At 68.9% G+C, this 13,491-nt stretch carries 5 protein-coding genes; all 5 read right to left on the bottom strand.

What is annotated here, in order from left to right:
* The 5 genes from NVU01S_RS26775 to NVU01S_RS26755 all read right to left on the bottom strand — a co-directional run bounded on the left by NVU01S_RS26775 (position 1) and on the right by NVU01S_RS26755 (position 13,475).
* Positions 1 to 1,824, bottom strand: a complete 1,824-nt coding sequence (locus tag NVU01S_RS26775; protein ID WP_043683167.1) for a hypothetical protein — start codon at positions 1,822 to 1,824, stop codon at positions 1 to 3.
* A 124-nt stretch (positions 1,825 to 1,948) separates the two neighbouring features.
* Positions 1,949 to 2,398, bottom strand: coding sequence for a TY-Chap domain-containing protein (locus tag NVU01S_RS26770; RefSeq protein WP_043683164.1), 450 nt, complete (start codon positions 2,396 to 2,398; stop codon positions 1,949 to 1,951).
* Positions 2,395 to 2,883, bottom strand: coding sequence for a DUF6301 family protein (locus NVU01S_RS26765; RefSeq protein ID WP_043683161.1), 489 nt, complete (start codon positions 2,881 to 2,883; stop codon positions 2,395 to 2,397). The genes NVU01S_RS26770 and NVU01S_RS26765 overlap by 4 nt, the downstream gene beginning before the upstream one ends.
* Before the next feature lie 104 nt (positions 2,884 to 2,987).
* The gene (locus NVU01S_RS26760) at positions 2,988 to 3,953 is read right to left on the bottom strand and encodes an alpha/beta hydrolase (RefSeq protein ID WP_043683178.1); all 966 of its coding nucleotides are present in this window, start codon (positions 3,951 to 3,953) and stop codon (positions 2,988 to 2,990) included.
* Positions 3,954 to 4,064: 111 nt separating this feature from the next.
* Complete coding sequence (locus NVU01S_RS26755) at positions 4,065 to 13,475, bottom strand: WXG100-like domain-containing protein (RefSeq protein WP_063048173.1); 9,411 nt, start codon at positions 13,473 to 13,475, stop codon at positions 4,065 to 4,067.
* Positions 13,476 to 13,491 lie beyond the last annotated feature (16 nt).

The raw sequence follows: 13,491 nt of genomic DNA, 5'->3' as shown, positions 1-13,491 counted from the left end.
CTAAGCCTCCACCGCGCTGTGCCGTCGTTGGAATCGTTGCTCGAACTCCGCGATATAGATCGACGGTGCCACCGACGACGAGGATTGCTCGAGCACACCGTCGTCGGCGATATAGAAGATCGCCCGGCCGATCGCGATCTCGTCGGGTTTGGTCGGCACGTAGACCATCCAGCCGACGCTGATCCGCTCCGCCCGCAGGTCCGACAGCGGATAGCGCGCGGTGTTCATACCGCTGTCGATGACGAACTGCCGCACTCGGGCCAGCGCGTCCTCCTGCGGCATCGGCTCGGGCAGCGTCATCGTCGCGCCGGCCATGGCGAGCTGGAAAAAGGCGCTGTCCACGTCGAATGCGCCGTCGTCGCCGAATACGTCGACCAGGGTGGCGCGGGTGACGACCCCGATCTCCGCGGCCGACACCAGGGTCGCGGCGGCCGCGCGCTGCCGTTCGCTCACCTCGTCGCCGAGCACCCCGCAGACGATGTCGACGACGGTTTCCGAGGTCCACATCCCGGGCACCGCGTCGCTCAGCTCGTCCGCGATCGGCGACTCCCCGCGATACCAGTTGCCGCCTTCCCACCAGTAGCAGAACGACAGCAGGCCACCGGCCACCCGAGCGTTCAGCACCGGGTTGGCGATCCACTCCGGGGCGCCCGCGTACAGCTGCGGCATCGGCTCGCGGTCGTTGTAGGCCCGGGCCAGCGCGGGCGCGTTCCACACGCCGCCGGACAGGACAGCCCGGCCGCCGGGCAGTGAATACAGCGTGGAACCGCTGCGCTTGAGGCCCTCGAACCAGCTCATCGAGGGCAGTACCCGCGGACCGAGTTCGGAGCCGGCGGCGACGAACGCCGCGGCGATCACGGCCCAGCGGGCGGCCATCAGCGGGAAGGCCGGAAAGTCGTGTTCGGACAGCACACCGCGCCGGCCCGTGTCCCGATCCGCCCGCGCCTGCACGGCCGCGTCCAGCGGGGTACGGGACTGGCGATCGCCGTGGCCGAGATACGCGGCGAGCCAAATCGGCAGCGCCGCACGGGGATACACCTCGAGGTCGGCGCGGTAGATCTCCGGCGCGAACAGCTGGTCGTCCGGGAACGGCTCGTCACCGTAGTCGTAATCGACCTCGACCTGACCGGTGTTGGTCAGGGTGAGCAGATACCGCCACCAGGGGCCGTCGCTGAGCTGTGCCGACAAATGCCGATGTTCCCGGATGAGCGCGAGCACGTCCTCGGGCGGGAAAGCGCGCGCGACCCGACCCTCCGCGTCGGTGAAGACGACCAGTGCCACCTCGGCCCCCACCGCCATCGCGAAGGTCGCCTCCAGTCTGACCCAGCCTTCCGGCCCGGCCGCGCCGAGCTCGCGGGCGACCTGGTGGCTGATCGCACCGGTCCGTTCGGCGACGTCCTCGGTCGGTGGCGCCGCGCCCATCAGCGTGAAACCCACATCGGGGTCGTCGCCGTCCGGCAGTTCGACACCGGCTCCTTCGAGCAGTTCGACACCGGCGCCTCCGAGCAGTTCGGCCACGGTTTCGTCCGAGTCCGAGTCCGAGTCCGACTCGGACGACAGCGAGGCGAAGAACTGGCGCATGAATTCCGCACGAGCGGCTTCGTCGTCGGCCGAGGGCGCCGCGGCGGCGCCCGGCAGGGTGGGTTCCGCAGGCGCCCGACGCATCACCGTCGTCAAGTAGCGGCGCATGAAGGCGTCCTGCTCGGCCGACGTTTCCGCGGACCGGACCGGGGACGCGGGCGAAGACGCGTCGGATTGCTCGCGATCCGTAGCCGATTCGGCGCGGGGCTTGTCCTGCGGAGCCTCGTCGTCTGGTCTGGTCACGTCGCGGAACTCTCCTCGTCTGGCACACGGACACCGGCCGACCCCGGGGACGGCCGCACGAATTCATCCTGGCACAGCGGGCACGATGGCGAGCGGCGAATATCGCGGCACCCGCCGCGACGGCTCATCCAGCGCGGGACAGGCCCAGAGCGGGCAGTTCCAACGGGGTGTTGCCGGTGTTCTCGTTCCAGGCCCGATAAACCAGATCCGTGGGTTCCGGAACATGCAGTGCGTCGCGCAGTCCGACCACCACCATCGTCGCCAGCCGGGCGTAGTCGGCGGTGCGGATCGGCCACGGCAACTCGATCCACCAGTTGTCGCCGTGCTGGAAATCGGGCAGCTGCCATCCCGCGCCCGCGATCAGGTCATTGCCCGCCGCGCCTGCTTGCGCGGCGGAATCCAGCCATTTGTCACTGACGAGCTCGGCCCACACCTTGTCCGCGGTTTGCAGAAACTGAGCGTACGGACGGACCTCCGAGGTCGAACCGGACTGGATGACCTTCACGATCGCGCCCTCCGGCAGCGCCGCCAATTCCTCGGCCAGCCCGGCCGCGAACCCATCCCACCCGGTCAAAGCTCTTGCCCTTCGAGTTCGACAGCCTGATCGCGCAGCGCGAGTTTGGCGTTGTCGATCAGCGAAAGCTGAACCGCGGTTTCGACATCCTTCAGCACCACGGTCGTTTCCGCACCGGCCCAACGTATCTCGGGCGACGCTCCCGGCTTTCGGTCGGTCGGGTCGCCGAGCGCACCGGTCAGCGCGGCACCCATCCGCGCGAAGGCATCGCGCGACTGTGCGTGACCCGCCGCGTCGTCGGCGGCGGGACCGGCGACCTTGGCCGTGATGTACTCGGCCGCGCCGTCCGAACCCGCGATCCGGCCACTGCCCATCCCGAAACCGGTATCGAGCATCGCCCACTCGGGCTTGGCGAGTACCACCTTCCACCCGAACTCCGCAGCCAGTTCGGCCGCGTCCGCCAGCCGCCACGACCACTGCACCGACCGCAGCCGAGTGGCCAGGTCGACGATCTCCTCGTCGGTCAGCGCGCGCCATTCCGTCATGCGATCACCCTAGTTGCCCCGTCGGACCTCGTGTTTCTGCGCGCTCGACTGTGCCACAACGGGTAACCGGACACAACAGTGCCCGGCACTCGCCGCGGTCTCGTTCACGCGGTGCGCGGACCCTGGGTGACCTGCGGATTCTCCACCTCGGCGACGAACTTTTCGACCGCGTCGAGTGCGGCACGAGCTTCCGGGAGGAAACGATGGCCGACCTGGAACACATGGAACATGCCGGGCCACAGCTGGACCTCGCAGTGGCCGCCCGCGGCGCGTTGCGCGGTGCCGTAGTGCTCGGCGTCGGCGCTGAGCATTTCGCTGCCGCCTGCTTGAAGGAGCATCGGCGGTAGATCGGCTCCGACGTGAGCGGCCACGTCCATTCGAGGGTCGTCGAAATGTGTTGTGCCGTAGTAGAGACCGGTCATGCGGCGAGCCAGACCGAGGGTCATGAAGGCGTCGTTCACCTCCGCACGGCGGGCCCGCGCCAGCGACCACGTCGCGTCCACCAGCGCCGAGAAGCCGATCAGTGCCTTCGGCTGCGGCAGGCCCAGCTCGCGCAATTGCCCGCACAGGCCGAGTGCCATGTGGCCGCCCGCCGAATCACCCATCAGCACAATGTCTTCCGCCGCGTGCCCTTGGTCGAGCAGCCAGCGGTAGCCGTTCAGCACATCGTCGTGCGCGGCGGGGAAGCGGTGTTCCGGAGCGCGCCGGTAGCGCAGGGTGAACGCCGGACGGTCCAGTCGGCGGGCCAGCTCGGACACCAGGCCGCGATGCGTGGCCGGGCTGCACCCGACATACCCGCTGCCGTGCAGGTAGTAGATGAGGGCGCGGCCCGGTTGCGGCGGCACACCGACCCACTCCCCTATTGTCCGGCCGCGCGGGCTGGTGACATCGACCGGCGTGGTCGGCAACATGCGGTCGAACCAGAGTTGACAGGCGAGGGCCAAACCCAAGCGCGCACCGGCCACACCGAGCCGGTTCGCGGGCAGGCGCGCACCGAGCGGGCGCAAGGTGGATTGCAGCGCCCAGATCGTGCCGCGGCTGGGTAGGGACAGCGGATCGCCATTGATCATCTGTCCAGTGAACCAAGTGCTTCGCACCCCTGGCAATCACCGCCGTTTCGATCGGGCGGAGTGCACAAAACCAGTCCTCACCTGCTGTGTCGTAGCACAGGATGGGTGCGGTCAGGCGAAGATGGCGGCGCGCCGAGGCGCGTCCGCGATGACGTCCCGGAGCAGCAGGCCCAGATCCATGTCCGCGGGCAGCGAGCGGTAACGCAAGTCCGCGACGATCGCGCCCCCGACGCTGACCACGAACCGTGTCGTGCGCTGATCGTAAGGAAGCCACTGCACAGCGACGGGCCCGTCCAGATCGATGTCCTGACTACCGATACGCAAACCCAACCGGCCCTGATGCCGGTACAGCACCACCGGCACGTCACCCAAATCGCCATAGACCCCACCCAGCGGACTCACCCCCGCAGGAGTCGCCCGCAACGCCCCCGTCGCAGGCTCGAACTCGGCGAATACGCCGTAACCCACATACGGACGCACCACAATCGTTGTACTGCTGGAACTTTCAGTGACGTACGAGCGCCGCCCATACCCGCTACCGCGTCCGCTGTTGGATTGCGCACCGCCACCCATCGGCGGAACGAACGGAGGAGCCGGTGGTGCGCTCTGCGCCGGAGAGACATCCGAGCCCGACAGGCCTGGCGGAGTGGGCGAAACCTGCGGCGAAGATGGGACATTCGGCCGAGCCGGGTCCTGCGATGGACCTGCTTGACTCCCCGGTACCGACGAACCCGGTATGTGCGGAGTGCGATCCTGCGGCGCCCCCGGCTGGGTTGGCGACTGTGCAGAGTTCGGCGCCGGGTCCTGCGGCGGCACCCACAAATCCGGTGCAGGTGCGCCCGGCGGGTGCGGCACGTTCGGCGGGGCCGAGAACTGGGGCGGTCCCGGTGCAGTCGACTGCGCCGCGTTCGGGGGTGTCGACGGTTCTGGCTGACCCGGCACAGTCGGCGGCTGCAGCGAGATCGGGCTCTGCAACTGGCCAGACGGGACTGGCGGCGCCGGTGAAGGGTTCGGCGCCGGGTCCTGCGGCGGCACCCACAAATCCGGTGCAGGTGCGCCCGGCACGGTCGGGAGTTGTGACGAATTCGGCGGTACCGGGGACTGTGCCTGCCCTGGCCGGGTTGGCGGCTGCGCTATGTCCTGCTGAACCGCGGACTCCGGCTGGACCGGCACGCCCGGCGGCACAGGCGACGTTGAAGGCTCCGGCGGCAGCGGAAACACAGGCGGAGCGGGCCAATCCGGCATGGTCGGCAGATTCGGCGGCGTCGGCAACTCAGGCGGGATTGGCACGTCCGGCGGAGCCGGAATCCGCGGCGGAAGCGGCAACCCAGGCGGGATTGGCAGATCCGGTGGAATCGGGATCTCCGGCGGGACCGGCAGACCCGGCGGAACCGGGATCCCCGGCGGAAGCGGCGTATCCGGTGGAACTGGAATGCTTGGCGGCACAGGCAAGTTCGGCGGTGTCGGGATTGCCGGCGGTTCGGTGGGTGGGACCGGCAGACCTGGCGGAACCGGGATCCCCGGCGGCACCGGCAGACCCGGCGGAACCGGAATGCCCGGCGGCACGGGCAAGTTCGGGGGTGTCGGGGTTTCCGGTGGTTCGGTTGGTGGGACCGGTGGTGTGGGGGGCTGTGGGGGCGCCGGAGGGCATGGGGGTATGGGCGGGTGTGGGGTGGCGGGCGGGTGTGGCGGGTGCGGGGTGACCGGTGGGGTCGGGGGTTGAGGTGGGGTCGGGGGTTGAGGTGGGGTGGGGGGTTGGGGGTCCGGGACGGGCCATGGGAGGGGGGTGGGGTGGATGGGTTCGGGGAACTCGAACTCGTAGTCCCTGGGTGGGTGAGGGATGTGTGAACGCAGGGCTCGACCTGGTAGCTGTGGGATTCGGTGTGAACCAGCTTCGGGGGTAGCGGGTTTCGGCGGATCGGCATCGTCTGCGCGGTTTGTGCGCGAGTCTGTGCCCGGCTGCGGTGCGGACTCGTCCGGGGTGCCCGGATTTCGCGTCTGCGACGCACCCGGTTCCGTCGCCGCGGTCCCGCTGGTTTCGCGCTGTTCGAGTTCGGCGAACTTGTCGGCTATTTCGCGGTGGGCGGCATCCAGGTCATCCGTCAGTCGCTGGTGGTCGGATTGGGCTGCGAGGTCGGTGCGGATGCGGTCGAGCCGGTCGAGGGTGTGTCGGAGGTGGGCGTCGGCTGCTGCCGCGTGGCGGCGGTAGGCATCGTCTACCTTTGCGAGTTCCCTTGACAGTGCGTCATCGATCCGTGAGCTCGGATCCGTCGAATCGGGTTCCAGCGCACTCTCATGCGCATCCAGCGACGCGTTCAGCTCGCGACCGACCTGCTCGAGCCGGTCGAGCACCCGCTGCAGCTCCGCGTCGGCTTCCTCGGCGTGCCGCCGATACGATTCGTCCAGCGCGGCCAGCTCACGCGTCAACGCTTCATCGATGCGCGTGCGCGGGTCGACCGAATCCGCCTGAGTGTCAGGCACACCCAGTTCACGGCTGATCTGTTCGAGGCGGTCGAGCACCTGCCGGAGTTCGGTATCGGACCATTCGGTATGGCGTCGATACGCTTCGTCGACTTTCGCCAGCTCCCGTGCCAGCGCCGCATCGATGCGCGAAACCGGCTCGTCGGGTTGAGCTTCCGGCGGGCGATCAGCGGCTTTCAGCGACTCGTCCAGCTCGCGACCCACCTGATCGAGCCGATCGAGCACCCGCTGCAACTCCGCGTCGGCCTCCTCGGCGTGCCGCCGATACGACTCGTCCACCGCCGCCAGCTCACGCGCCAACGCCTCATCGATCCGCGACGGTCGGTCCGGCGCGTTCTCGGTCGGCGTCGCCGAAACCGGCGGCCGCACCGGATCTACCGGCGATTCCTTCGCGGACGGCCCGCTGCCCGTTTCGGGCGACGATCCCTCCCGGATGGGCGCCCCGGGATCAATCTCGCCCTCTGCCAAGGGTTCTGAACTCTTGTCCGTACCTGCAGGATCGGCACTGTCGCGATCGATAGCCGCATCGAACCGCGCCGCCATGTCGCGCCTATGCTGCGCCAACTCGTCCATCAATCGCTGATGTTCGCGCTGCGCCCACTCCTCGTTGTGCCGGAGCGCTTCGTCCAGCGCCTCGGTCTCTCGGCGCAGCACTTCCTCGACGAACGACCGCGGTTGTTCCGGAGCGCGTCGCGTCCCAGCGCCGCCCGAACCACGCTCCCGCGCAGAACTATTCGAATCGTCCGTCTTCGGCTCGGCGGCTGTCGGTCGATCGTGCGAGACCGGCGGCACCTCCGCGCCGCCGGAACCCGGCCGACGAGGCGGTGGATCGGTGGCGGGCGGCGCGGTTGAGGGAGGATCCCCGTCCGGCCCATCGAGCGGTGTGCCCGGCCCGTCACCCGGCCGACCGCGCTCCGCACCGCCCGAAAGCTGTTCCGGCGCAGCGTAGAACTCGTCCGCCAACGCGGCGAGTTCGCGGATCTGTGCTGCCCGCCGGCGGACCTCGTCGCGCATCTTCGCGATTTCGGCGGCCAGTTCCTGCGGGTTGAGCCCCTCGTGCTTTTCGATCTTGCCGTCGCGGTAGGCCTCGTACACCTTGCGGAAGGTGGCATCGTCGGCATCGGCGAGGTCCACGCCGACGAGCCGGGCCCAGTCCCGGTTGGGATCAGGCCGGTCGCCGGTGTTGTCGCTGTCGCGATTCCAGGTGCCGTCGCCGTCCTGCCGACCGGGATGGTCGGCAAGTGTCTGCCCGAAGTCGAGCGGATCACCCGACTGCATCGCGTCGCGGATGATGTCGCGCAGGGCGTGGATCGCCTCGGGATCGTGGATGGGCGGTTCGCCGGTGACGCGCGGGTCGGCGGAAAGGTCGCCGCGCGGTACGTCGGAGTAGGGGTCTACCCGGATGAGCGCGCCCGCGTACTCGGTGAGCGCGTTCTTCAGCAGATCCTGTTTGCCGTCCCGCTCGAGCTGCGCGAACAGCTTGCGGAGCTTCTTCGGATCGAGGCTGTTCGAGTCCAGGCCGTGCACCAGCCGGCCCGCTTCGTTCTTGCTGTACTTCGGCGGAAACAGCTCGGACGGCTCGACACCGAGCCGCTTCGCCAATTGGTCGCGCGCGGCGACGAAAGCGGCGGGATCCAGATCGCGCAGTTGCTTGGCGTACGCCACGAGGTCGGCTACCTGCTGTGCGCGTAACGCATTTCGGAACGAGCTGTCGGTCAGCGCGTCGGCGAGGCGTTGCGGGCTCAGCTCGGCCTCGGGAATGCCGAGGCGCGTGGCCAATTGGCTGCGCGCGTCGCTGATGTCGTTGAACGAAGCGATATCGTTCATCGACCGCGCGAAATCGGCCAGCGCTTCGATCTGTCCGGCGCGAACGGCGTTGTCCAGCTTCAGATCCGCGATCGTCTGTGCCAGCCGGTCTGGATGCAAGGCATCGGGTTGCAGCCCGAGTGTCCGTGCCACATCCACCAGATCCGCGAGGATCTCCGGGCGCGGCCGCGGCGGAGCGTCCGGCGCGTTCACGGCATCCGGCTCGGTGCGGGGAGCGGCGGTGTCGTCGAGCACCACCGGCCGCCACTGACCGTCGCTGTCGCGCAACAGGGTTACCGCCAGATCGCGACCGTCGACGCGTTCCCGATGGTGGTAGACATCGGGGGTGCCGACCGGCTCGAGATGGATGCGACCGTTTCGATCCGTCCGGGCTTTATGGAAATCGACCTGCACCTCACCGCGATTCACCGCCTGCGCGAGGTCGGGATGCTCGGCGAGCACCTTGGCCAGCGCGGTTGCCCGGTCCTGTGGCCCGTCGATGACCACCAGCCGATCGGGCACACCCTCGCCGACCGGAATCCGCACGACCTGGTCGCCGAACGGCTGTCCGACAGGCGGCTGATCGTCGGACGCGGGATACAGCCGGATCTCGGCGGCATCGGCGAACTCGGCCAGCCGATCGGCGCGCACCTGGTTCGCGGCCCGCAGTTCTTCGATCCGCTGGATGGTCACGGAGTCGATGTCGAGCCCGAACATCTGTGCCCAGGTGGATAATTCATCGCGGAGCTGATCGCGGCGCAGCGCATGCTCGAAGTAGGCCCGCGGCCCCTGATCGCGGCCGAGTTCGTCGTCGTCCGGTCCGATATCGCCCCACTCTTTGAGCGGGTCCGCGCCGTTGCCGACAGGCGTGTAGTTCTGTACACCCGGTATGCCGTCGAACGCCGCGTTGATCTCCTTGAGGAAGCGGCCCATCGGATTCTCGTCGAAGAAGCTGACTTCGTCGGAATACGGGATAGGTTGACCGGCTGGATCAGGTTCCCCGTGCCGGGTGGGGCGACGATCACCCCCGTCCTCATCGAATTCGTCGTCGTCCAAGTAGAAGTCGGCGTCGTTGTCGCGCCTGCGCGCGCCCGATCCTTCGAGCTCCCCCGGTGGCCGGCTCCGACTCTCGCCCGCTTCCAGCGGTGTCCGCGAATCCTGGCCTGCCACATCCTCTCTGGTGTACGGCCGGGTCTGTTCCTCGTTGAAACGCCGGTAGGCATCCGCGAGTCCTTCGACTGCCGCGGCCTCGCGCAGGGTGCGATATTCCTGCTCGTCGATCATGCGGCGCACCGTCGCCGGATCGTCGTCGGGGAGCTCGAAGCCCAGGCGATCCGCCATGTCCGAGAGCGATTCGTCGGCGGGTGGCGGGCCGTCCGGCTCGGCTATGGGCTCCGGCGCGGGCGGCTGCTGCGCCAGCAGCTCGGCTTGGGCTTCGGAGATCAGACCCAGCCGCGCCATATCGTCGACGATCCGGCGGCGCTGTTCCGGATCGGACACGGTGAGCGCATCGGTCAAGACCGCCCTGGCCTCTTCGTCCGACATCCGGCCCACCTCGAAGAGGTCGGTGACGGTCTCGCGCACCAGGTCCGGGTCCGCGTCACTGACCCAGAACCGATACTCCTCGCCGTCCGCCGTGCGCGGCGGCACGAAATCGCCTGCCACATCGCGCTCACGTCCCGAGAGCTGACCGAGGAGGGGGACGAGCTCGCGGTTCTTCCACATCGTCGCGCCCTCTTTCAGGATGCGAGCGACGTTGGGCGCGTTGCCCGCTCCCGGTTCCGGGGCGGGACCCATCGTCGGAACGTCCGGGTTGGCCGGCACGTGCGGTGCCGGGGCGGGCGGCGGATCGAACAGGTCCGGTGCGCTGGCAACGCCGTCGCGCAGCGCGGTCTGCCCACGGCCGTCCTCACCCGAGCCGGACGGGTATTTCGGATTGTCACCCTCGTAGCCGCGCACATGGGTCCGGTCCCGAAAGCGTTCCCACGCACGGCGAACCGCGGACGTCTTCTCGAACTCGCTCGAGTTCTCGCGGCGGGCGGGCACCTCACCGTCGGCGGCAGGTACTGCGCGCCAACGATCTTCGCCGTCCGGGCGCAATGCCAACGGCACTTGCTCACCGTCGATCTCGACGGTGTGCGGGCGGAAATCGTCGGCGAGCACGATCTCGTCCGGTTCGAGTACCGGCGCATCATCGGAATCGTTGTCGCGGTGCGAATTCGGCTTCGCGTGCTCGCCCGGATCGTCCGGGGCGGCGGGCGGCGGTAGTTCGCTCGGCGGCTTCTTCCCGCCGCCGTTCGAGCTCGAAGCAGGTTCGACCGGGTCGCCGTCCGGTGCGGGCGGACGATCGCCGACATCGACGGTGTGCAGTTCCGAAGCAGTGGGTACCGTGTCGGACTCGCCGTGCTGCTGCGGAATCCCGTTCTCGTCGAACAGGATCGTGCGGATGAGCGCGACCGGATGGTCGCCGTCCGGCAGGATCGGCGGGAAACCGTGCGCCAACCCCGCGGTGAGGTCGCGGACGACGACCGTCCCGTTCTCTTTGACCAGCACGTAGGCGTGGGCACCGACGTTGTGCTCGTCGACCGTGCCGTAGACGTCCACCACCAGCGCGGCCACCCCGTCGGGCCGCTCGATCGGGTTGCCGTCGGCGTCGCGGAGCACGCTGCCGTCCGGCCCGGTCTCGTACAACAGCGCGTCCCGAATCACGTTGTGGTTCTCGACGTCTCGCAGCGGCACACCGGCGGCGTGCTCGATCTCCGACTGGGACACGCCATCCAGACCGATTTCCCTGGTCGGCACCTCGATCACGGCGCTACCGGTGAGATCCCGGATCAATTCGAGGCTGCGGATCGCGCAGTCGCGTGGATGCTCGGTTTCCGACAGATCCGGACTCGACGCGTCCGGCTCATCGATAGTGCGCCGGCCGGTATCCGTGGGCACAGGTCGATCCGCGCGCGGTGTCGGGCCCGTCTCCGCACCGGCTGCGGCCGCGAGGGGCAACACCCCCGCCACATCGAGCGGACTGCCACGGTCGGCTCGCGCCGGGGGCTCGCTTTCCGACACCGGTACCGCGCCGTCGGTTTGCTGCCGGGCCGGGATGGAACCATACGCGACAGCGTGCCCCGGTGGCACTGATTCACCACTCGAGCCCGACTGCAAGCCCGTCCGGTGATCGTTGCCGCGCGCGGAACCATCGGCCAGGCCCGACCTACGCTGTTCACCGCCGGTACTTTCGCCACGGACATCGGCCGCGCGCGGACGATCAGTAGACGTGCGTGCCTCGCCAGACACTCGACTGTCCGGGGTCCCGGCGCGCGGCTCCGCACCCGTACGCGGCTGTTCGACGCGTGACGCATCCGCACCGGCGTGTGGCCGGACCTCGCCGGCCACCGGCCGCAGCGGACTGGAAGATCCAGGGTTACCACGGCTTTCACTACCTGCGGCGGTCCCGGTTGAACTCTGGTGCGCCGGAGCAGCACTCGGATGGGTGGCAGGCGGGTGCGCGGGCGCGGTCGTGACCGGACCGCCGTCTGCCAGGCCGGTGCGCGCCGCGACCGAGTCATTTCCGGTAGTGGTGGCGTCGATGCGACCTTCGGAGAGGTGCACCGCGTCCTGCGCCGCCATCCCTGCGCGCTGGTCGACAGCACCACTCGAATCGGCCTGGGCGGCCGCACGATCAGCGTTCGCGCGATCAGCATTCGCACTGCCGCCTTCGATAGGTCGACCGGTGCTGCCGTCACCGGCCCGGGCCGCGGCGTCACCCGCCCGGCCATCCGATAACGCCTCGCTGCCCGCGCTCCGAACCGAGTCACCCGATCGGCTCACGGAATCGCGCGCCGCCCCGCTGTCGCTTTCCCTCGACGCACCACTGTTGTTCTCGCCCGAAGCGCCGCTATCGCTTTCGCCTGAACCTCTGCGGTCGCCTTCGCCAGACCGTCTGTCGTCGCCCGCCGAACCCCGCTCTGCCCCATCGCTGCTGTTCTGCCGACCAGCGTCCCCCTCGGCGACGCGGCCCTGCCCCTCAGCCCCGGCGGGACGTGTTGCACTGCCATCGTTCGCGGACCGGCTGCCGTCCCCCGCCGCCCTGTTGCCGTCACCTGCCGCACCCCTACTGCCATCACCTGCCGCGGCGCGACTGCCATCGCCAGCCCCCTCAGGTCGGAATCCGACGCGCACACCGTCGGTCGACTGCGCACCACCGGGACCATCGACCGCATCGGCGAAGCGGGTCCCGAAATCCGGCCTGCCGAACATCTCCGGCCGCATGCTGCCCCAAGCATGCTGTGCACCAACCTTGTTCACTGCCGACATGGCACCGTTGGAGGCGCCCGCGGTGAACATCCGCCAGTCGACCGGGGTGTTCTTCAGGTTGTTCCAGGCGTCGCCCCATCCGTTCTTCGCGGCATCGATCCCGAACTGGGTGCCGGTCGCGGCGACGAAACCCGCGCCGGCGCCGACGAGACCCGCTGCGGGACCGGTGATCGCGGCGCGCATCCACGGCTTCATCTCCGCGCTCAGCTTGTTGCCGAGCCAGTCGCCGAACGGTCCCGCCGCGGCACCGCCCGCGGCCGAGCTCACCGCGGTGACCGCGACCTGTTCCCAGTTGATGTTCTTGCGATGCCCTTGATCGACCTGCCACTGCTGGACACCTAGTTCCTGCACAGTGCCGAGCATCGTGTCGATCGCGACATGCCGCAGCATGAATTTCGCGAACTTGGACGCGACAAGTTTGCCGACGTGCCGGATGATCGCGGCGACGACCCGCTGGCCGATGATCCGCACCGCCACCCGGGTGAGCCCGATCGCAGCCGCCTCGACCGCGGGCGCGGTCGGCGGAAACAGCCATGCCGCAGCGAGTTCGGCCGCCAGCAGGCCCAGGGAGGACCAGTACATCAGTTTGGCGTACTCGATCTCGGTGCCGACGCTGTTGGCGGATTCACCGATCCGATCGAAGAGCGTGGCCAGCTTCTCCAGCGACTGGTCCTTCTCCGATCCGTCGCCGGACCGCATGCTGTCGAAGCCCTTGATCATCTCTTCGACGCCTTCGCCGGCCGGATACGCGGTCAGCGAAGCACTTTTCGCGGCGTCGATGTCGCCGAGGATGGTGCGCAGGTCCGCCGCGGCGGTGTGCCAGTCCTGGGCCAGGGCCCACATCTGGTCTTCGTTGCCCTCGGGCCACTCCATGCCGACTATCGGCTCGAGCCATTCGAGCCAGCCGGGCAGTTCAATCATTGTGGGCTATACGGCA

The sequence above is a fragment of the Nocardia vulneris genome, assembly GCF_001613425.1.
Taxonomy (GTDB): domain Bacteria; phylum Actinomycetota; class Actinomycetes; order Mycobacteriales; family Mycobacteriaceae; genus Nocardia; species Nocardia vulneris.
Note: the sequence above shows the minus strand (reverse complement) of the source record. Positions and strands in the feature narration are given on the sequence as shown.